The organism is Microcella sp., from assembly GCF_025808395.1.
GTDB lineage: Bacteria > Actinomycetota > Actinomycetes > Actinomycetales > Microbacteriaceae > Microcella.
The window spans coordinates 488,657-508,748 of sequence record NZ_CP075524.1 but is presented as its reverse complement, the minus strand read 5'-3'; the positions used below and the strand labels follow the sequence as shown (position 1 = coordinate 508,748).

Sequence of the window (20,092 nt, the reverse complement as noted above, 5' to 3'; positions counted from 1 at the left end):
TAGCCAGCCCAGCGCAGCGCGGCGGCGTGTACGGCGCGCGAAGCGCGTGCGCCGCAGAAGCGGCGGCGCACCTAGCCAGCGCGGTGCAGCCACACGACGCGTGAGCCGTCGCCCGCGTGGCGGAAGGCTTCGAGCTCGTCATCCCAGGCCTGTCCGAGGGCGAGTCGCAGCTCACGGTGCAGTTCGAGTGCGTTGCTGCCCGCGACCTCCATCGCGTAGCGGATGCGGTCTTCGGGTATCACGGTGTTGCCGGCGACATCGGTCTGCGCGAAGAAGATGCCGAGGTCGGGCGTGTGCATCCAGCGGCCGCCGTCGGTGCCGAGTCCGGCGTCTTCGGTGACCTCGTAGCGCAAGTGCTCCCACCCGCGCAGGGCGCTCGCGATCTTCGCGCCCGTGCCTCTCTCGCCCTCCCACACGAACTCGGTGCGTTGGGCACCTTTGAGCGCGGGTTGCTCGATCCACTCGAAGTTCACGGCGCGATCGATGGCGCGACCGGCAGCCCACTCGATGTGGGGGCAGAGCGCGCGAGGAGCGGAGTGCACAAAGAGCACTCCGCGAGCCGTTGCATCAGCCACTGTTCACTCCGTTTCGTTCAGGTGCGACTTCCCCATCGACCTGGCACGGAGTGTGCGGCGTATTCAGTTTCAACGGTTGCCCGTTGGAACGAATTATGCCCCACTGAGCGGCAGAATCACAAGAGTGTCATTCCTTTCGTGACAATCGCGTGAACAGGCGCACGCATAGTCTCTGCGCATGCATACGCGGCATAGTGTTGACGCATGACGCTGCGACACTCCCTCCTCGCCGTTCTCACGCTCGGGCCGGCCTACGGCTACCAGCTGCACGCCGAGGTCGTCGAACGCACCCGCCGCGACGCGCCCCTCAACGTCGGCCAGGTGTATTCGACCCTCGACCGCCTTCGTCGCGACGCGCTCATCGAAGATGCCGGCAGCACACCAGACAATCTGCCGCTGTATCAGTTGACCGACGCGGGAGCCATCGAGGCGCGCATGTACCTGACCGAGCCCGACCTAGCCGACTGGCACGACATGGTCGAGCGTGTGCTGCTCGCGATCTCGCTTCCCGGCAACCATCTGCCCACCCTCATCGCCAACTTCCGCACGCTCTGGGCGCCCCGTCGCGGCACGTCTGACGAGGTCGTCGACCCGACGGGCGGCGCCTCCCAGGCCGCCGCGCAGCACGCCGCACGACTGCTGCAGTCAGCGGCCCTCGCCTGGCTCGACTCGCTGCCTGACATCGACCCCTGGCCCCTGCGAACCGATCGCCGCCGTCGCGGCCGGCGGGCTGTCGACGCAGCGCATCCCCCAGCCTGAGGCTACTTCGCGTCGCTGTACCGCTGCACGACGGCGACCGTCACCGGAAAGGTCACGGGCGTCGCCCCGAAGACGATGCGCGCGGCGTCGAAGGCCGCGTCGTGCAGTGCCGCTTGCACTTCATCGACGCGATCGAGAGGCGCATGCACCATGAGCTCGTCGTGCAAGAAGAACACGAGGTGCGGTTGCTGCTCGATCGGGCCGAGCTCGGGCTGCCACAGCCTGCGGCGCACTCCGGCCATCCACGACAGCGCCCACTCTGCGGCCGTGCCCTGCACGACGAAGTTTCGTGTGAACCGACCCCACGAGCGCGACTCGCTGCGGGCGCGGGCACGATCAGCCTCGCCCGCACCGTCAGAACTCGCCATCGACTGCCGCTCACGCCACTCGGCGCCGGGTCGGGGCGACGTTCGGCCGAGGCGAGTCTCGACGCGCTCCCCACGCTCCCCCGCCCTCGCGGCCGCCTCGACGAACCCGATGGCTCGCGGAAACGAGCGGGCGAGCCTCGGCAGCACCTGGGCGCTAACGCCCGTCGTGCCGCCGTACATCGCCCCGAGCATGCCCACCTTCGCGTGCTCACGCGACTCGACGGCACCGCTCGCGACGATCCCGGCGTAGAGATCGACGCCGGCACCGGCCTGCGCCATCGCCGCGTCGCCCGACAGCGCTGCCAGCACGCGCGGCTCGAGTTGAGCGGCGTCGGCGACCACGAGCGCCCAGCCAGCATCGGCCTGCACCGCTGATCGCACCTGCTTCGGCAGCTGCAGGGCTCCCCCGCCGTCAGAGGCCCACCGGCCCGTGACCACCCCGCCCGGCACGAAGGTGGGCCGAAACCTGCCATCGTGCACCCACTCCTCGAGCCAGTTCCACCCGTTGGCCGTCAGCAGTCTGCTGAGCGACTTGTATTGCAGCAGTGGTGCGATGGCGGGGTGATCGAGCTTCTTCAGCTCCCACGATCGCGTGCTCTGCACGTCGAGTCCCGCACGTCGCAGTGACTTCACGAGCTCGGGCGGAGAGTCGATCGGCACCGGGCCGACGTCGAGCAGCGCTTCCACTTCGCCGGCAAGCCGCTCGAGCGCGGGCGGTCGACGACCAGGCGGCGGGCGCTCTCCGAGCGCCTCCACGAGCAATTGGTGGTGCGCCTCGGCGTTCCACGGCAGTCCGACGAACTCCATCTCGGCGGCGGCGAGGGCTCCGGCCGACTCGGCCGCGGCGAGCAGAGCGGTGCGCCCTGGCGAGGGTTGAGCCGCGATCGCAGCCCGCTGCTCGGCGAAGACGTCGGGCGCAGACGGGGCGGTGCGAGCATCCTGCCCCGAATCGAAGTCGAACAGCGTGTTGGCGCGCACGGGCACTGCCTTGCCCCACTCGGTGCGCGGCGGCCGACCCTCGATGCCCGCAAGAATCGCGTCGACGAGCCGCAGGTCGTGGCAGCGCTCGACGCGCACTCCCGCCCGCAGCAGGGCGGGGTACCACTGCGCGGTGTCAGTCCAGACCCATCGCGGATGCTCGGCTTCGCGCTCGCGCACGTGCGCCGCGAACGACTCCGCAGGCACGAGCGCTTCTGCGCCGCTCTCGTCGACCACCGCCAGCCCCTCGGGGCGCCGGTCGACGACGATGTGCATGCTCACAGTCTGCCGGTGGGCGACGGCATGCGGGCGCGATCAGTGCAGCAGCGTGCCGTCGCTCGCCAGCACGTTCTTCTCGCCCGCCTCGATGCGGAACGGAAACCGGTTCTGCTTCGGCGGTAGCGGGCAGTTGAAGGCGTAGCTGAACGCGCAGGGCGGCAGGATGGCGGTGTTGAAATCGAGCGTGATCGAACCGTCGGGGTTCGGCGCCAGAAACAAGAACCGACCCACGCTATAGGTGTCGTCTCCGTTGGTGGCGTCGGCGAAGACGAGCTGCAGCGCGTTGCCGGCTTTGAATGCCGCGATGTCGTACTCGGCACCGTCGTGCGTGAACCTGATCTCGCCTGGCACGACGGCATCTCGCGTCTTGCCATCGCTCTTCAGGTGCTCGAATCCCATGACCGAGCCGCCGTCGATCTCACGGAACGTGCCGGTGATGACCCAGTCGGGGTCGTAGTCGAATGCGTCGATCGATCCGAACTTCTGTATGCCCTCGCTCTGCGAATCCCAGACCCTCAGGGCGTAGAGACCGTCGTCGCCGGCGATGACGAATCCGGTGGTGTGATCGTCGAACTGCACGCTCGAGGGCGCAGGGTCGTCTTTGCCTCGCACCAGCACCGTGCCGTCGACGAGCACGCCGTCGACGTGGATGCCCTCCGCAGCCTCGGCGGTCACCGTGAGGCCGCTCGTGCCCTTCGGAGCGGGTGTCCAGCGCCCCGGCACCCCCCAGATGGTCTGCTCGTCGCCGACCCACTGAGTGTTGACGAGCGCCAGGGGGCCTTGCGGCTGCACAGCGGCCAGAGCGCGACGCTCGCGGAAGACTGCGTACCGCTCAGCGGGGGTCGAGGGGGCGGCGGTCTCGGTCATGTCATCCATCCTGTCGGCTTCAGCGAGTGCAACGAGCGTCGACGCGCGGTGATTCCCGACACCCGGCGCCGATGGGGGCTAGAGCAGCGCCGACGGGCGCGAGAGGCCCGCGGCGAGCACCAGCAGCGCGATGCCGTTGGCCAGCGAGAGCACCGAGTGCAGCAGTGCCGCCCGGGGCGCCGGCGTGAGGCCGAGCTGCCAGCGACGCTCGGTGAACCAGGCGAGCGCCACGATGAGCAGGATGACCACAGTGAGCACGCGCACGATCGGCGCAGGGGGTGCGCCTGCGACGAGCGCGACGACCTGGTACAGCGCGACGATGCCCCACGGCACGACCGCGAGCCCGGCGCCGAAGCTGAACGGCCAACGGGTGCGCAGCCGGTCGTCGGTCTCGCGGGCCTGCAGCCAGAGCAGCCCCGCTGCGCCGCCGCCGAAGGCGTAGATCAGAATGAGTGCTCCGGCCTCGGTCACCCCGTTGAGCTGCGCGATGAGAAACACCGTGATGCCCGAGGCCTGGGCGAACGCGACGAGCTGCAGCAGCCTCGACTGCACTCCGTCGCCGCCAGCCGCGGCACCGAGCGCCAGTGCTGCATGTGCCGTGGCCCCGATCAGCATGACGATCGCGGCAGCCGCGGCGAAATCGACGCTGGCGAAGGCTCCGAGCGGGGCGCCGACGGGCACCGACAGCGACACAGGCAGCAGAATCGAGGCTTGGGCGGCGGCGAGCGCCCCGAGCGCGATTGCGATCACGAGGTGGGCGGCGGCCGACACGGCGTGCACCGTTCGAGCGCTGGCCCGTGAAGCGATGACGTTCGACGACACGGTGGCTCCTTCCGGCGGCCCTGACGACGTTCGTAGGGCGGACGGGACTTGAACCCGTGACCGATGGATTATGAGTCCACTGCTCTAACCAGCTGAGCTACCGCCCCGTGGTGCACCCGAGAGCACGACCAGCGCCCACTCTATCGAGTGGAGCGGCACGGTTCAGGGAGCGATCGCGTCGGCGTCATCGACGATGGGGTCGATGACCTCTTCACCTCGGTAGAGCGCTTCGAAGGTGTCGAGCGTGCGGTTGATGTCGTGGGCTTGCACGATGCGCAGGCTCTCGGCCTTGAGCGCGAGCAGCTCGTCGTGCGGCATCGTGAAGATGCGCGTGAGCAGCTCGGCGAAGTGGTCGACGTCTCCCGGTTCGTAGAGGTAGCCGTTCTCACCATCGTGAATGAGGTGCGGCAGCGCCATGGCGTTGGCGCCGATGACGGGCAGCCCAGACGCCATGGCCTCCATGGTGGCGATCGACTGCAGTTCGGCTCGCGACGGCATGGCGAAGACGGATGCTCGCGTGAGCTGCTGCTTCAAGTAGTCTTCGGGCGCGTGGCCTGCGAAGTGCACTCGGTGCGCGATGCCGAGCTGGGTCGCGAGCTTCTCGAGCGCGGGCCGCTGCTCACCGTCTCCGATGATCTCGACCCGAACATCGAGGGCCGGGTCGAGCTTCGCCGCTGCGCGCAGCAGCTCTTCGATGTGCTTCTCGGCCTCGACTCGGCCGAGGAACAGCACCACGTTCTCAGATCGCGGGGCCATGTTGGGTGTGTAGTGATCGATGTGCAGCCCGCAGCTGATCGGGTGCACTCCGCTCAGCTCGGTGTATCGCTCGATGTAGTCGGCAGCCTTGCGCGTCGGCGTCGTGACTGCTTCAGCGAGACCGAACGTTCGCCCCGCCGCCTTCCACGCCATGCGAATGGCCGGCTCGCGCAGTGCACCGATGAACGGAGTGAACTGCAGGGCGTTCTCCGGCATGAAGTGGTTGGTGCCGATGACCCTGATGCCGCGCTTGGCGGCCTCTCTTGCGAGCCCGCGGCCGACGACGATGTGCGATTGAAAGTGCACGACGTCGGGCTTCACGGCGTCGAGAATGCGGGCGGCGTTCTGCTCGATGCGCCACGGCAGGGCGTATCGCAGCCAGGGGTGCGGGCGCCAGCGCCACGAGCGAAGCCGATGCACGGTCATGGGCTGGCCCTCGTGCACCTCGGTGCGCGTGACATTGGGGCCGTCTTCTGCGCCGGGGGCGACGATGTGCACCTCGTGGCCGCGCTCGACGAGGCCAGCGGCGAGGCGCTCGGCGAACTTCGCGGCACCGTTGACGTCGGGCCCGAATGTGTCTCCGCCGATCAGAATCTTCAGGGGGCGAGGTGAATCGCTTGCGGGATGCGGTGCATCAGGCACGGTGGGGGTGATCCTTGCTTCTCGACGGTGGGCGCGATCGCGCCGTGGACACGAGGAATACCTTCTCTCTACGCTACCGCAGGTGCGCGGGCGGGCGCCTCTCACGCGCCACCTCTGTCGAAGAGCTAGCGGTGGGTCTGCGGGTGGTGCTTCGCGAGCTGCAGCACGCCGATGATGGCGACGGTTCCGGCGACGACGGCCACGATGGCGAAGGCGGGGGGAATCTGCGCGGCTTCGCCGAGCACGATGACGCCGATGAGCACCGCGACGAGCGGGTCGATCACGGTGAGCCCCGCGATGACGAGGTCTGGTGAGCCCACCGAGTAGGCCGTCTGCACGAAGTAGGCCCCGAGTGCCGTTGAGGCGAGCAGCGCGACCATGGCGATCACGGTGAGCCACTCGAAGTTGCCGTTGAGGATGCGGTTGATGACGACCTTCGCGAGCGTCGCGACGAAGCCGAACAGCACACCGGCGCCCACGATGTAGAACATGGCTCCGACGACGCGGCGGCTCAGTGCGAACGCGACGCCGAAGGCCGCAGTGATGACGCCGAGCACGGCGAGCACGGTCAAGAGCTGCACCTCGGTGATGGGCTTCTCCACCGCGTAGACGGCCGCGATCGCGACGAAGATGCCCACGCCGGTGACGCACATGGCGATGGCGCGCACTGCGTGGCGGTCGAGGCGGTGCTTCGAGACTCGCGCATTGACGATCGCGGTGACGACGAGTGCGACGACCCCCAGCGGCTGCACCACGATGAGGGGCGCGAAGCCGAGGCTCGTGAGCTGAAAGAGTATGGCGAGGCCGAGCATCGTGGTGCCCAGCAGCCACGATGGGCGCGCGAGCAGTCGGGTCAGTTGGGCGAGGCTCAGCCCCGCCTTCGAGCCATCGCCGTGCGTGGTCTCGACGGTCGACACCCCGCGGTGCTGCAACTGGGCGCCGAGGGCGAGAAAGACGGCACCCACCAAGGCGATGGGAATGCCGATCGATTGGTATGGGGTGAGCGAGATCTGTTCGGTCACGTCGCTCAAGTCGCCCAGCACCCGGTCAATCTACTCCCCACGAGGTCGATATTCTGAACGAATGGCCGCTCTTCGCATTGTCATCACCGGCGAGCCCGTTCTGCACCGTCGGGCTGCTGAGGTCGTCGAGATCGACGACGAGGTGCGCACCCTCGTGGCAGACATGGTCGAGACGATGCAGGCGGCACCTGGAGTCGGTCTCGCGGCTCCGCAGGTGGGGGTGGATGCTCGAGTCTTCGTGTTCGACTACACCGACAGCGACGACGTGCAGTGGAGGGGTGTCGCGATCAACCCCGAGCTGCTCGTCAGCCCTCCCCCGGTCGGCGAGCCCGACGTCGACCTCGACGCAGAAGGCTGCCTCTCGGTGCCGTGCGAACGGTTCGCCTTGTCGCGATCAGATCGAGCGCTCTTGCGAGCCACGAACCTCGAGGGCGAGCACTTCGAGATCGACGCGCACGGGTGGTTGGCCCGCATCTTCCAGCACGAGTTCGATCATCTCGAGGGCGTGCTCTACGTCGATCGACTGCAGCACCCTCACAGCAAGGCGGCCGCGAAGGCGATTCGCAAGCGCTCGTGGGGCTCACCTGGCCAGAGCTGGATGCCCGGCGAAGACGATCTCGAGGGCTGAGCAGCTGATCATCATGACCAGCCGAGCAGTCGCAGCCCTGCCGCGGTGGCAGCAGCCGCGATGATGACGACGATGAAGGGCACCCTCAGGGCGAACAAGACGGCGGCGACGACGATCGCCGGCAGCCGTGCATCGATCATGATGCCCTGACCGATTCCCGCCGTCTGCACCACGATGAGCGCCGCCAGCAGCGCGACCGTCGTCAACTCGGCCGTGCGAGCCGCGCGTGCAGACTCGAGCAGTTTCGGGGGCACGGCATACCCGATGAGCTTGATGGCGAGCACGGCGATCGAGGCGACGATGATGATCTGCCAGATGGTCATGTCGACTCCCTCGACTCAGCACTGCGCGCCGTGCCGTCGGTGCCGAACAGGTTGGTGAGCCCGACGATGACGGCGACCAGCGCGGCGGCCAGCACCGGCACACCTTGCGGCAGCACCGGGATGAGCACGACGGCGACGACCGCCGCGGCGATCGCCACCGCGACCGGCTGCAGCGCTGTCAGGCGCGGCCAGAGCAGACCGAGAAAGGCCGCCGCGGCCGCGGCGTCGAGCCCCCACTGCCGCACGTCGCCGAGCTGGTCGCCGAGAATGGCACCGAGCAGGGTCGTGAGGTTCCACCCGATGTAGATCATCGCTCCAGTCGCCCAGAAGCCGATGCGCTGGCTCTCGAGCGTCGGCTGGGCAGTGCCGACTGCCGTCGACTCATCGATCGTGAAGTGGCCGGCGAGCAGACGCTTGGCCCACCCGGGGCCGATGATCGGTGACACGCGAATGGCATAGAGGCCGTTGCGCAGGCCCAACAGCGTCGCGCCGGCGATGGCCGCCGGACCCGCGGCGGTGCCTCCCGTGGCGAGCACGCCGATGAGGGCGAACTGCGACCCGCCCGAGAACATGACGACGCTCAGCACGCACGTCTGCACTATGTCGAGGCCCGAGGCCACGGCGAGAGCGCCGAATGAGATGCCGTAGGCGGAGACGGCCAGGGCGACGGCAAGCGACGCGCGCCAGGCCGCCCTGCGCTCAGTCTGCGCGGCCATCGACGGCCGACGCGGCGGCACGCACGATGTCGAACAACGATTCTGGGTCGGTGTCTTTGTGAATCACCGCGAAGACTCCGGCGCGCGCCGCTTCGGCCAGGTGGTCGTCGAGCTCGAGCGCTGTCGCGAGCACGATGCGCGGCGGCGCGCCGAGTTCGCGCACGGCTGCGTCGGTGAGAATGCGCTCACTGGCCACCAGCCCGTTGACTCGCGGCATGTGCACGTCCATGAGCACGACGTCGGTGGGTTCGCGGCGCACGATCGCGAGCACGCGAGCGCCGTCGCCGGCCTCTCCGACGATCTCGAGGTCTGGCTGCGACTCGAGCACCATCCGCCATCCGCTGCGCTGCAGGCTCGAGTCGTCGGCGATGAGTACCCTGACCGTCACGAGCTGCCCGACTTCACCCCGCGCGAACCGCCGTCGAAGCGCAGGCCCGGAAACACGACAGAGAGCGAGAACCCCACACCGGGCACCGTCGACGCGGTCAGGATTCCGCCGTACAGCTCAGCGCGCGACCGCATCTCGGTGATGCCGCGCCCGCTCGGCTCGTCAGTGAGCGCCTTGAGGTCGTCGTCGATCGTGTACGCCACTGCGCTCGCGTCGTTGGGGTCCAGCCCGTCACGCCGGGCCGACGCCCTGATGCCGTCATCGTCGACGCGAACGTGCAGACCGTCATCACCCCACGTGAACCCGACGCGCACCTCGGTGCCCGGCCCGCCATAGCTCAGCGCGTTCGCGAGCGCCTCCTGCAGAATGCGGTAGATGGCGAGTTCTGCACCCTGCTTCAGCTCGAACGGCTGCCCCGACTCTTCGAACTCGACCTCGAGGCCAGACTCGCGCATGACGGCGAACAGCTCGCGGGTCGACTTGAGGCGCGGGTGCGGCGCTGCACTCGCTTCGCCCTCGCGCGCGACGGCCATGACGCGCCGAAGGTCGGCGAGCGTCGCGCGAGCGGAGTCGGCGATGACCGCCGCGCTGCGAGACGCGGCAGCAGGGTCAGCAGTGGCGGCGTAGCGGGCACCATCTGCCTGACTGACGATGACCGAGAGCGCGTGCACCGAGACTTCGTGCAGCTCTCGAATGATGCGCAGTCGGCCGGCCTGCTCGGCGAGCGAGAGTTCGAGCTCGATGCGCTGGCGCTCTGCGGCGGTGCGATCGAATTCTGAGCCCGCTGCGCGGCGGCGCGCTCTGATCCACGCCACGAGCAGCACGATGACGAGCAGCAGCAGGCTCGCCCCGATGGCGGCGGCGACCATGGCGGCAGCCATGAGATTCTCGGTGATCCACGCTTCCATCGCCGGTGGTCCTCTCGTGCTGGGCCTCTGGTGCACGATCCGCACCACGGCCCGCGGTGGACCGAGTGCGAAAAGGTGCGGGAGGAGCGGTGGCTCCCCGACTTGGACTCGAACCAAGAACCTGCCGGTTAACAGCCGGCTGCTCTGCCAATTGAGCTATCGAGGATCGCTGAAACAGCCCTCCTAACTTAGCAGAACCGCGAGGGTCGCCGATGACGTCAGTAGCCGGCGGCCGGGTCGACGAGACCCACGAATCGCCCGTCACCGAGAAAGCCGCGCACATTCTCGGTGATGCGGCCCGCGAGCAGCGGAGCCGTCATCTCTGGCGTGTCGGCCGAGTGCGAGGTGATGAGGCACCGCGGTTCGCTCCAGAGTCGATGACCATCGTCAAGCGGTTCGGGAGTGGTGACATCGAGGCCCGCGCCCGCGAGGTGCTGCCGCGCGAGAGCGTCGGCCAGCGCATCATGATCGACGAGGGCGCCCCGCGCGATGTTCACGAGCGCGGCGCCCGTCGGCAGCGCGGCGAGCTCGGCCGCGCCGATGAGGTGTCGACTCGACTCGGTCGACGCCGCCGCGAGCATCAGCACGTCGGCCTCGGGCAGCACGCCGAGAAGGGCTTCGGCGGTGACGGTGCGCTGCACCCCCGCCATCGGCGCATCGGTGCGGCGAACGACCGTGATGTGCACGCGATAGGGCTGCAGCAGACGGATGATCTCCGCAGCGATTCCCCCCGCTCCGACGATCACGACCCGCAGGCCGTAGAGCGAGCGCCCCGTGCGCCTCGGCTGCCACCGCGCCGCGCGTGCCTTGGGCGCGAACTCGCGCAGCACTGCCTGGCTGAGGGCGACAGCGTGCTCGGCGACCGGCTCTGAGTATGCGCCCTTCGCACTCGTGAACACCGGCCCCGAGCCGTCGGCGTAGCGGGCCAGCACCTCGGCGAAAACGTCGACACCTGCCCAGGGCAGCTGCACCCAGCCGATGCCGGGGTGAGCATCCAGAATCGACGCCAGCTCGTCGGCACGCTGCTCGCTCAGCCAGATCAGCCCCCGCGTGTCTGGGCCCAGGTCGGCGACCTCGGCGCCCCCGGCCCGCACCGCCTCGGTGAACAGCGCAGAGACCTGCGGCAGCACCGCGATCGGGCCCGGCTCAGGTCGGCGAGGCGGCAGAGCACCACGACCGGCGGCCGGGTCTCGGTGTTGGTCGACCGGCACGAAGGCGGCGTCGAACGCGGCATTCACCGACTGAGACATGCGATCAGGGGTCTGCACGGGGTCTGCCTCTCTCGGTCGGTGGCGGCGATGCGGGCTCAGACCCGGGCGGCGCTGAGCTCGGCGAGCCGTCGAACGTAGGGGTGAGTGGCATCGCGCAGCACCGCGTCGATGTCGCCCATGCCGACGATCGTGCCGCGGTGCAGCACCGCGAGCCGGTGCGACAGGCGGCGCACCTCGCCGATCTCGCTGCTCACGACGAAGGCCGCGAAGCCGCGCCGACGCTGCACCTCGGCGAGGTGCGTGAGAATCGTGCCGCGCACCGTGGCGTCGATGCCGGCCGTCGCCTCATCGGCGACCAGCAGGTCGGGGTCGAGCACGAGGGCCCTCGCGATCGCGACGCGCTGACGCTGCCCTCGACTGAGCTCGTATGGATACTTCGGAATCGTCGCGAGCGTCAAGTGCATCGCGTCGATCGCCTCGGCGACGACCCCGCCCGCGAACGACTTCGACAGCTTGGGGTCGCGCTGAAAGAGGGGCACCGCCACGTTCTCGCCCACGGTCAAGTGCGGGTCGAGCACCGCACCCGCGTCTTGGGGCACATAGCCCACGCGCAAGGCCAGCTCGTCGTCGTGGTGCCGGCGCAAGCGGCGCACGTCGATGCCGAGCACCTCGAGCGCCCCGCCCGCGATGTCGACTCCGCGGTCGACACTGCGCGAGGTGTAGCCCGCGATCGCTTGAGCGAGCGTGCTCTTGCCGCTGCCCGCATCGCCGACCACCGCGAGAGTCTCGCCGGGGGCGATGTCGAGGCTGACGCCCGTGATTGCCTGCACTGCCTTGCGCCCGACCGGGCCGCGATACCGCAGCGTGAGATCTCGAGCACGCACGGCAGGTTCGGTCACCCGTGCGATCTTAGTCGCCCCGCACTCGACGCCGTTCGACCTCGAGCTCGACGAGCTGCCGCTGCAGGTCGCGATAGCGCTCGGGGTCGGCGGTGGAATCGGTGCGCTGCAAGGCGCCCAGCAGCTCGGTCTTGCGGCGCAGCAGGTCTCGTTCGATGAGTGAGGTGGTGACCCCGGCGCAGTACTCGGCGACGCGCCCCGCCCGAATCGGCAGCGGAGCGATCGCCAACTGGGTCACGAGCGGCTGGAACGCCGGCGGCGCCTCATCGGTGACCCGCCGCGCCCACTCTGGGGTGGAGTACGACTCGATCGAGGTGAGCAGCGCATCGCGCACGGTGGCGAGCGCCGGCTGCGTGAACGTCGTGTGCAGGGCGCGCACGGCAGTGTCGCGCCCGATCTCGTCCGGATGCTGCAGCAGCGCCATGAGCAGCTCGCGCTCGAGTCGCGTGACGGGGTCGTTGGGCAGTTGGGCGATGCCGATGACGGGTGCGACAGGGTCGGCATCGGGGGCATCGCCCGCCGTGCGCTCGGCCGGCGAGGTCGACCGGGCGGCGGTGGATGCTGCGCTCGAGCCGCCCGACGGGGCACGCCGCGCCGATCGCACAGCCTGCGTCACCTCGGCGGGGTCGATGCCGATCCACCCGGCGAGCGTGCGGGAGTAGCCGATCGACAGCGACTCATCGCGGATTCCTGCCACGATCGGCGCCGTCGCACGCAGCGCGGCGACGCGGCCTTCGACGGTCTCGAGATCGAAGGTGTCGAGACGGCGACGCACCATGAACTCGTACATGGGCTTGCGGCCCTGCACGAGCAGGCGCACTGCGTCATCACCGCGCTGCAGGCGCAGGTCGCAGGGGTCGAGGCCGTCGGGCGCCACCGCGACGTAGGTCTGCGCCGCGAACCGCTGCTCGTCGGCGAACGCCCGAGACGCGGCCTTCTGCCCTGCCTCGTCGGGGTCGAAGGTGAAGACCACTTCGCCGAGCCCGTGCGAATCGCTGTTGGCCACGTCGCCCATCACGCGTCGGATGATCGTGATGTGGTCGCTGCCGAACGCGGTGCCACAGGTGGCGACCGCGGTCGTCACGCCGGCCAGGTGGCAGGCCATGACGTCGGTGTAGCCCTCGACGACGACCACCTGCTTGCCCTTCGCGATGTCACGCTTCGCGAGATCGAGGCCGTAGAGCACCTTCGACTTGCTGTAGACCGGTGTCTCGGGCGTGTTCAAGTACTTCGGCCCGTTGTCGCTCTCGAGCAGCTTGCGCGCACCGAAGCCCAGCGTCTGGCCCGTGACGTCTTTGATCGGCCACACCAGTCGGCCCCGAAACCGGTCATAGGGCTTGCGATCGCCCTGCCCTTGCAGGCCCGAGGCGAGCAGCTCTTCTGCCGTGAAGCCGAGGCCCCTCAGGTGATCGCCGAGCGCGTCGTACGAGTTCGGAGCGAAGCCGATCGAGAAGTGCTCTGCGGCCGCCGAGTCGAACCCGCGCTCACCCAGAAAGCGTCGGCCCGGCTCTGCCGCCTCGGTGCTGAGCTGCTCGCGAAAGAACTTTTCGGCGGCAGCGTTCGCCGCGAGCAGCCGGCTGCGGTTGCCCTGATCGGCGGCCGAGGCTCCATCTTCGTAGTGCAGGGTGTAGCCGAGCCGACCCGCGAGGCGCTCGACCGCTTCAGAGAACGTGACGTGATCCATCTTCTGCAAGAAGGTGAAGACGTCACCGCCCTCGCCGCAGCCGAAGCAGTGGTAGAAGCCGACCTGAGGGCGAACGTGGAAGCTGGGGCTGCGTTCGTCATGAAAAGGGCACAAGCCCTTCATCGAGCCCACGCCCGCGCTCTTGAGCGTGACGTAGTCGCCCACGATGTCGGCCAGATTCGTGCGCGACCTGACCTCGTCGATGTCGCTGCGTCGAATCAGGCCTGCCACAGGGCCGATTCTAGGCCCGCGAGCGCGGGGCGCCCGCGGCCGCCACCAGCCGTGCATGCCACGTCATCGCACCCTGGTCGGTGAGGGAGGCGACCTGATCGACGATCACCCGTCGACGGGCCGCATCGTCGGCCGCCGCCGCGAAGTCGTCAGAGAACGCGCGATCGAGCTCGGTCGGCCCGGCGCTCCACAAGGCATCGGCCAACTCGATGAGCAGTTCGCGCTGCCGGGCATAGATGGGCCGCCGAGAGTTCGTCGACATCACGTTCGCGGCGACGATGCCCTTGAGCACGGCGATTTCGGCCTGCGTCTCGCGCGGCACCACGACGTCGGCCCCGAAACGCGCGAGCGAACCAGAGGGGTGCGCCTCGCGCGTCGCGTGCACCGCCTCGTGCGCGAACCGGCCGATGAGCTGGCTCGTCAGATTCTTGAGCCGCGCGAGATCGCGCCGAGAGCCATCCCACGACTCGACCCAGGCGTCGAGGTGATCGAGGCGGTCGAACGCCGCGATGAGCTCGTCGTGGGCGATCTCGCCGCCGATCCACTCGAACATCGAGTCGACGAGCGCATCGTGGTCGACGCGGGCGCCCAACGCCGGCACATCGAGGTACCCGCTGACGATGGCGTCTTCGAAGTCGTGCACCGAGTAGGCGATGTCGTCAGAGAGATCCATGACCTGCGCCTCGATGCAGCGCACCCGGTCGGGCGAGCCGCCGCGCATCCACTCGAATGCGGCGGCATCGTCGTCGTAGAAGCCGAACTTGCTGCGCCCGCTCGGGTCGGCGATGCCCTGCGACTGCGGCCACGGATACTTCGTGCTCGCATCGAGGCTCGCACGCGTCAGATTGAGGCCGTAGCTGCGGCCATCGGGCCCGAACACCTTCGGCTCGATGCGCGTGAGCAGCCGCAGCGTCTGCGCATTGCCCTCGAACCCGCCGATGGCATGGGCCCACTCGTTGAGCGCACGCTCGCCGTTGTGCCCGAACGGCGGGTGGCCGAGGTCATGAGCGAGGCACGCGGTGTCGACGACGTCGGGGTCGAGACCGAGACTCGCCGCGAGCTCGCGCCCCACCTGCGCCACCTCGAGCGAGTGCGTCAGGCGGTTGCGCGCGAAATCGAGCCCCGCGGTCGGGCTCAGCACTTGCGTCTTCGCGGCGAGGCGGCGCAGCGCGCTCGAGTGCAGCAGCCGGCCGCGGTCGCGAGCGAAGTCGCTGCGGCGGCTCGAGTGCTGCTCGGGCATCCATCGCTCTGCGTCGGCGGGGCCGTACCCCGCCGGAAGGTGATCGTGCACGCTCACCCTCCCGAATGGTGCAGTTCGGCGGCGGTGACCTCGGCGCGGCTCGCGCCCGTCAACTCGCGACTCTCGAGCCAGCGGTCGGGCAGAGCAGGCTTCTTCGGCGTGCCGGCGCGCCCGCGCTGCCCCTCGGCTGCGGCGCCCGGGTACGGCTCGTCGCGGTCGAGCTCACCGAGCAGATCGTCCATGTGCTGCAGGCTCTCGACGGCCGCGAGCCTGGCACGCAGCTCGCCACCGACGGGGTAGCCCTTGAAGTACCAGGCGACATGCTTGCGAATATCACGGCACGCCTTCGCCTCGTCGTCGAAGAACTCGACGAGCAGCTCGGCGTGCCGACGAAACGCGTCGGCCACCTCACCGAGACTCGGCTGAATGCGCACGTGGCGCTCGGTGAAGGCGGCGGCGAGGTCACCGAACAGCCACGGCCGACCCAGGCAGCCGCGCCCGACCACGATGCCGTCGCAGCCCGACTGCTCGACCATGCGCAGAGCATCTTCAGCCGACCAGATGTCGCCGTTGCCGAGCACGGGGATGCTCGTGATCGCCTCTTTGAGCCTGCCGATCGCCTCCCAGTCAGCATGGCCGCTGTAGAAGTCAGCGGCCGTGCGCGCGTGCAGTGCGACCGCGGCGACGCCGGCGCCCTCGGCAGCCTTCGCGGCCTCGAGGTAGGTGAGGTGGTCGGGGTCGATGCCCTTGCGCATCTTCACCGTCACCGGAATCTCGCCAGCGGCCTTCACCGTCGCCTCGACGATGCGGCGGAAGTGCTCGAGCTTCCACGGCAGGGCGGCACCCCCGCCCTTGCGCGTCACCTTCGGCACGGGGCAGCCGAAGTTCATGTCGATGTGGTCGGCGAGGCCCTCGCCAGCGAGAAACGCCGCCGCCTCCCCTGCCGTCACCGGGTCGACGCTGTAGAGCTGGATGCTGCGCGGCGACTCGCTCTCATGGTGGGTGATGAGGCGCAGACTCTCAGGCGTGCGCTCGACGAGCGCTCGACTCGTGATCATCTCGCTCACATAGAGACCGGCGCCGTACTCGCGGCACAGCCGCCGGAACGCCGTGTTCGTGATGCCCGCCATCGGCGCGAGCACGACAGGAACACTCAGCGGGATAGAGCCGATGCTGAGCGGCGCGGGCAGAGTTGCAGTGGGCATGAGAGTTCTAGTCTCCCAGGTCGCGCTGAGTCGTGCGTCAGAGCGAGCCCGAGGCGCGAGCGCTCAGGGCGTGCGCCTGCTCGATGATGCGCACCGTCTCGAGGGCGTGGCGAGCATCCACGGGTACCGCAGCACCATCGCGGATGCTCGCCGCCACCTGCGCGTAGAAATCGGGGTATGCGCCCTGCTCGGTCGGCACGGGCGTGAGCGGCTGCTCGCCGTTGTCGACGCCCAGCAACCCCCACTCGGCCTTCGGCGTCACGCCGTAGCCCTCGCTGCCCGGCCAGCGCCCGACCTTGAGGTCTGGCTCTTGACCGTCGAGACCGTACACGCTGTAGCCGCTCTCGTCGCCGAGCACACGAAACCGCGGCCCGCTCTGCGCGGCCACCCGGCTCATCGTCAAGTGGCTGCGCACGCCGCTGTCGTGCCGCAGCGAGACGAACGCGTCGTCTTCACTCGCGAGCCCCTCGCGCACGGCGCGCAGCTCGGCCACCTCGAGCGTCGCCGGGCCGAAGAGCGTGAGCGCCTGGTCGATGAGGTGGCTGCCGAGGTCGAAGAGAATGCCCCCGCCCTGCGCCGGCGTGATCTGGCCCTGCCACTGCTCGCGCTTCGGAGCCCCGAAGCGCTCGAACGTCGACTCGAAGCGGTGCACGGTGCCGAGAGCTCCACTGGTGACCAGCTTCGTGACCGTGCGGAAGTCGCCATCCCACCGGCGGTTCTGGAAGATCATCAGGGGTCGCCGGGCCTTGTCGGCAGCGGCGATGATCGCCTCGGCGTCGGCGACCGACGGCACGAACGGCTTGTCGATGACCACCGCGGCCCCGCCCTCGAGCGCGGCGACCGCCTGCTCGCGGTGCACGTGCGGGGGCGAGCCCAGAATCACGAGATCGAGGTCGCCGACGGCGGCGCGCGCGAGCAGGGCATCCGTCGACATGATCTCGGCATCGGGATGCTCGGCCCTCGCCTGCGCGGCCCGATCGGCGTCGCTCGTCGCGATCGCCGTGAGCGCGAACGCCGGGTTCGTCGCGACGAACGGGGCGTGGAAGACTCGACCTGCGAGCCCGAAGCCGATGATGCCGGTTCTGATCGGGGCGTCGATGCTCATGACTTCACCCTACGACCTCGAGAGGTGCGCGTGGCAGCAGAACTCAGCGGGCGCGAGCGCGTCGCGGCAGACGCTGCGGCGCGCGGGCTCGACGTCGAATTCGTCGAGCGGATGCGCGCACGGTCACTCGACGAAGCCGCCTCGTTGCTCGGCATCACCCCGGCCGACATCGTCAAGACACTCGTCGTCAAGCGCAGCGACGGCACGTTTCTCTTCGCGCTCGTGCCCGGAGACCGCCAGCTCTCGTGGCCCAAACTGCGCGCGCTCGTCGGCGTGAACAAGCTGCAACTGCCCTCGCCCGAGGCCGCGCTCGCCGCGACCGGCTACGAAAGGGGAACCATCACTCCACTCGGCTCGACCGGCGACTGGCCCGTGTATGCCGATGCGAGCATGCTCGGGCGCCGCGTGTCGTTGGGCGCTGGCGAGCACGGCTGCTCGCTCTTCGTGCATGCCGACGAGTTGCTCGCCGCCCTCAGCGCGGTGGTCGCCGACATCAGCGAGCCCGCCAACCCCTAGCCGGGTTGTGTCGACAACTCAGGACGAACTCGTGGGCTCGAGTGCGCGCGGCGCGCGTTGGCGGGGTGCACGGGGCGCGAGCAGCAGGTTAGTCCTGAGTTGTTGACGCGGCAGGCGGGGAGACCAGGCACGAGTCACCCTCGCAGGCCTCGGCAGCGGGGTCGCCGAGCATGGCGAAAGGCGTGGGTGCAGCATCCCCCGTCATGATGCTCTCTCGCCGGCCGCCTGCCGCAGCGCCGCGACGAACGTGGCGGTCTCTTGCGCGCCCGAGATTCCGTAGCGGTTGTCGATGACGAAGAACGGCACGCCCTGGATGCCGTACTCGACCGCCTGCTCCATGTCGGCCTTCACGGCGGGCAGAAAGGTGTGCTCGGCGAGCGCAGCGGCCGCGGCGACCGGGTCGAGTCCCACCTCGGCGGCGAGCTCGGCCAGGTCGGCCGCGCGACCGATGTGACGCCCCTCGGTGAAGTAGGCGCGCAGCAGTCGCTCTTTGAGCTCGGCCTGCTTGCCGTGCGCCTTCGCGAAGTGCAGCAGCTCGTGCGCGAGCACCGTGTTCGTCTGGTGGATGCGGTCGTAGTGGTACTCGAGCGCGACTGACTCGGCGATGCCGGTGACGCGGTCGACCATCTGCTGCGCCTGCTCGGGGCTGATGCCCTTGCGCTGGCTGAGGTAGTCGACGGGCGAGCCGTCGAAGTCGACTGGAGTGTCGGGCGCGAGCTCGAAGCTGCGGTAGGTGACCTGCACCTCGCCCTCGAACTGCTCGAGAGCCGCCTCGAACTTGCGCTTGCCGATGTAGCACCACGGGCACTGCACGTCTGACCAGATCTGCACGTCGAGGGGGATGCTCACACTGGGGTCAACGCGGGCTCGGCTCGGGTATTCCCTGCGCTGGGTCGCCGTGCGCCCGCGCGTGCGTCAACAACTCAGGACGATCGGCGGCCGAGCGCGCGGACGAGCGCTCGACGTTCGCGGTTTCGCGCGCTTCCGTCGCCGCCGCCTGCGAGATCGTCCTGAATTGTCGACACCGGATGCTGATGCCGGGTGCGCGGCGACCGCGGGCAGCGGCACGGCGCGGGCCGCAAGGGCAACCCGGATGGCCTCGAGCACCGCGGGCCACTCGTCGAAGACGTGTCGGGCGGCGGGCCGCACGGCGTGATAGCCCGAGCGTGTCGCCGCCAGGTCTTTCGTACGATCAGGCAGAAAGCGGTCGCGGTGGAACGCTTCGCCATCGACGTCGAGCGCGATGGAGTTTTCGACGAGCAGGTCGATCGGGCTCGGATGGTCTGGCAAGGCCACCTGCTCTCGCACGCGAAAGCCCGCGCTCTGCAGTCGCGTGCGCGCCACACTCTCGGGCAGCGAGTGGCACGACCCGCTCGACCGGCGCACGAGTGCTCGGTGACTCGCGGGCAGCCGTTCGGCGAGCTCGGCCAGCCCGATCGTGTCGAGCCGCCCCGACCGGCGCGCCCAGTCGATCGCGGCGATGGCATCTTCGGCAGGCTCGACGAGGCACACGACCTCGAGCGCCTCGAGCAGCGACACTGTGCCGGTCGACATGTCGCGGTCGTGGCGCTCGCGCGTCCAGTGCAGTTCGACGCTGTCGCGTTGCGGCGAGTGCGCGAAGCGAACAGTGCGCCGGTGAGGGCAGCGCAGGCGTGAGGCGTTCGCGGGCACGGCGACGAGCATCCTGCCCCGCTCGCGCACCCACCCGCCCCACGCGACGACCGCGCTGAGCCCGGTGAGCCGACCACCGACCCTCAGTGCGCGCAGGCGCGGGTCGCCCTCGGCCCAGGTCGTGTACCAGCCGCGCCGCGGCCGGGTGAGTGCGCCGGCGTGCAGGGCGGCGGAGAGCATCCGGTCAGAGAACCCGAGCGCAACCAGGTGCTCGCGACCGGCGGCGCCTCCCGCGCGGTGCACCTCGGCGACGAGATCGGAGAACATGGCCGATAGCGTGCCCGGGCGCGCGCGGCCCA

At 69.3% G+C, this 20,092-nt stretch carries 21 protein-coding genes and 2 tRNA genes; 3 read left to right on the top strand and 20 right to left on the bottom strand.

Annotation, left to right across the window (positions count from 1 at the left end; translation table 11 throughout):
• Positions 1-71 precede the first annotated feature (71 nt).
• A complete protein-coding gene (locus KIT89_RS02525) occupies positions 72-575 on the bottom strand; it encodes a DUF3145 domain-containing protein (protein WP_297602936.1) in 504 nt (167 codons plus the stop codon).
• 204 nt (positions 576-779) lie between these two features.
• Between KIT89_RS02525 and KIT89_RS02520 the strand changes: the two genes are divergently transcribed.
• A complete protein-coding gene (locus KIT89_RS02520) occupies positions 780-1,334 on the top strand; it encodes a PadR family transcriptional regulator (protein ID WP_297602935.1) in 555 nt (184 codons plus the stop codon).
• A gap of 2 nt (positions 1,335-1,336) precedes the next feature.
• On the opposite strand, the gene KIT89_RS02515 is transcribed toward KIT89_RS02520, so the two are convergent.
• The 6 genes from KIT89_RS02515 to KIT89_RS02490 form a co-directional block, all read right to left on the bottom strand.
• A complete protein-coding gene (locus tag KIT89_RS02515) occupies positions 1,337-2,956 on the bottom strand; it encodes a bifunctional 3'-5' exonuclease/DNA polymerase (RefSeq protein ID WP_297602934.1) in 1,620 nt (539 codons plus the stop codon).
• A 39-nt stretch (positions 2,957-2,995) separates the two neighbouring features.
• Positions 2,996-3,826: a DUF1684 domain-containing protein gene (locus tag KIT89_RS02510; protein ID WP_297602933.1), complete on the bottom strand. Its 831-nt coding sequence runs from the start codon at positions 3,824-3,826 to the stop codon at positions 2,996-2,998.
• 78 nt (positions 3,827-3,904) lie between these two features.
• Entirely contained in the window at positions 3,905-4,648 is a 744-nt protein-coding gene (locus tag KIT89_RS02505; RefSeq protein WP_297602931.1) for a hypothetical protein, read from the bottom strand.
• Between the two features lie 33 nt (positions 4,649-4,681).
• Positions 4,682-4,755 (bottom strand) — tRNA-Ile (locus tag KIT89_RS02500).
• A gap of 55 nt (positions 4,756-4,810) precedes the next feature.
• Positions 4,811-6,046 carry a glycosyltransferase gene (locus KIT89_RS02495; RefSeq protein ID WP_297602930.1) on the bottom strand — a complete coding sequence of 412 codons (1,236 nt, stop codon included), beginning with the start codon at positions 6,044-6,046 and terminating at the stop codon, positions 4,811-4,813.
• 125 nt (positions 6,047-6,171) lie between these two features.
• On the bottom strand, positions 6,172-7,089 hold the full coding sequence (locus KIT89_RS02490; RefSeq protein ID WP_297602929.1) for a DMT family transporter: 918 nt from the start codon (positions 7,087-7,089) through the stop codon (positions 6,172-6,174).
• Between the two features lie 40 nt (positions 7,090-7,129).
• Between KIT89_RS02490 and def the strand changes: the two genes are divergently transcribed.
• Positions 7,130-7,696 carry a peptide deformylase gene (gene def / locus KIT89_RS02485; protein ID WP_297602928.1) on the top strand — a complete coding sequence of 189 codons (567 nt, stop codon included), beginning with the start codon at positions 7,130-7,132 and terminating at the stop codon, positions 7,694-7,696.
• 11 nt (positions 7,697-7,707) lie between these two features.
• Here def and KIT89_RS02480 read toward each other — a convergent pair whose 3' ends face one another.
• The 11 genes from KIT89_RS02480 to KIT89_RS02430 form a co-directional block, all read right to left on the bottom strand.
• On the bottom strand, positions 7,708-8,019 hold the full coding sequence (locus KIT89_RS02480) for an AzlD domain-containing protein (RefSeq protein ID WP_297602927.1): 312 nt from the start codon (positions 8,017-8,019) through the stop codon (positions 7,708-7,710).
• Positions 8,016-8,735 carry an AzlC family ABC transporter permease gene (locus tag KIT89_RS02475; protein WP_297602926.1) on the bottom strand — a complete coding sequence of 240 codons (720 nt, stop codon included), beginning with the start codon at positions 8,733-8,735 and terminating at the stop codon, positions 8,016-8,018. Before KIT89_RS02475 ends, KIT89_RS02480 begins: the two co-directional genes overlap by 4 nt.
• Positions 8,719-9,123, bottom strand: coding sequence for a response regulator transcription factor (locus KIT89_RS02470; RefSeq protein ID WP_297602924.1), 405 nt, complete (start codon positions 9,121-9,123; stop codon positions 8,719-8,721). The genes KIT89_RS02475 and KIT89_RS02470 overlap by 17 nt, the downstream gene beginning before the upstream one ends.
• Positions 9,120-10,031, bottom strand: coding sequence for an ATP-binding protein (locus KIT89_RS02465; protein WP_297602923.1), 912 nt, complete (start codon positions 10,029-10,031; stop codon positions 9,120-9,122). Before KIT89_RS02465 ends, KIT89_RS02470 begins: the two co-directional genes overlap by 4 nt.
• A 90-nt stretch (positions 10,032-10,121) precedes the next feature.
• Positions 10,122-10,197: transfer RNA gene (locus KIT89_RS02460), tRNA-Asn, on the bottom strand.
• Between the two features lie 52 nt (positions 10,198-10,249).
• The gene (locus tag KIT89_RS02455) at positions 10,250-11,299 is read right to left on the bottom strand and encodes an NAD(P)-dependent oxidoreductase (RefSeq protein ID WP_297602922.1); all 1,050 of its coding nucleotides are present in this window, start codon (positions 11,297-11,299) and stop codon (positions 10,250-10,252) included.
• 38 nt (positions 11,300-11,337) lie between these two features.
• On the bottom strand, positions 11,338-12,141 hold the full coding sequence (locus tag KIT89_RS02450) for an ATP-binding cassette domain-containing protein (protein WP_297602921.1): 804 nt from the start codon (positions 12,139-12,141) through the stop codon (positions 11,338-11,340).
• A gap of 10 nt (positions 12,142-12,151) precedes the next feature.
• Complete coding sequence (dnaG, locus tag KIT89_RS02445; protein ID WP_297602920.1) at positions 12,152-14,056, bottom strand: DNA primase; 1,905 nt, start codon at positions 14,054-14,056, stop codon at positions 12,152-12,154.
• 10 nt (positions 14,057-14,066) lie between these two features.
• Positions 14,067-15,353 carry a deoxyguanosinetriphosphate triphosphohydrolase gene (locus KIT89_RS02440; protein WP_297602919.1) on the bottom strand — a complete coding sequence of 429 codons (1,287 nt, stop codon included), beginning with the start codon at positions 15,351-15,353 and terminating at the stop codon, positions 14,067-14,069.
• Positions 15,350-16,501, bottom strand: coding sequence for a tRNA dihydrouridine synthase DusB (dusB, locus tag KIT89_RS02435; protein ID WP_297602918.1), 1,152 nt, complete (start codon positions 16,499-16,501; stop codon positions 15,350-15,352). Before dusB ends, KIT89_RS02440 begins: the two co-directional genes overlap by 4 nt.
• 37 nt (positions 16,502-16,538) lie before the next feature.
• On the bottom strand, positions 16,539-17,606 hold the full coding sequence (locus KIT89_RS02430) for a Gfo/Idh/MocA family oxidoreductase (protein WP_297602917.1): 1,068 nt from the start codon (positions 17,604-17,606) through the stop codon (positions 16,539-16,541).
• Positions 17,607-17,636: 30 nt separating this feature from the next.
• On the opposite strand from KIT89_RS02430, the gene KIT89_RS02425 reads away from it, so the two are divergent.
• Positions 17,637-18,122 carry an aminoacyl-tRNA deacylase gene (locus KIT89_RS02425; RefSeq protein ID WP_297602916.1) on the top strand — a complete coding sequence of 162 codons (486 nt, stop codon included), beginning with the start codon at positions 17,637-17,639 and terminating at the stop codon, positions 18,120-18,122.
• 201 nt (positions 18,123-18,323) lie between these two features.
• Here the strand turns inward: KIT89_RS02425 and KIT89_RS02420 are convergent, their stop codons facing one another.
• Positions 18,324-18,971, bottom strand: coding sequence for a DsbA family oxidoreductase (locus KIT89_RS02420; RefSeq protein ID WP_297602915.1), 648 nt, complete (start codon positions 18,969-18,971; stop codon positions 18,324-18,326).
• Positions 18,972-19,037: 66 nt separating this feature from the next.
• Positions 19,038-20,060 (bottom strand): hypothetical protein, encoded by a 1,023-nt coding sequence (locus KIT89_RS02415; RefSeq protein WP_297602914.1) that lies wholly within the window; start codon positions 20,058-20,060, stop codon positions 19,038-19,040.
• Positions 20,061-20,092 lie beyond the last annotated feature (32 nt).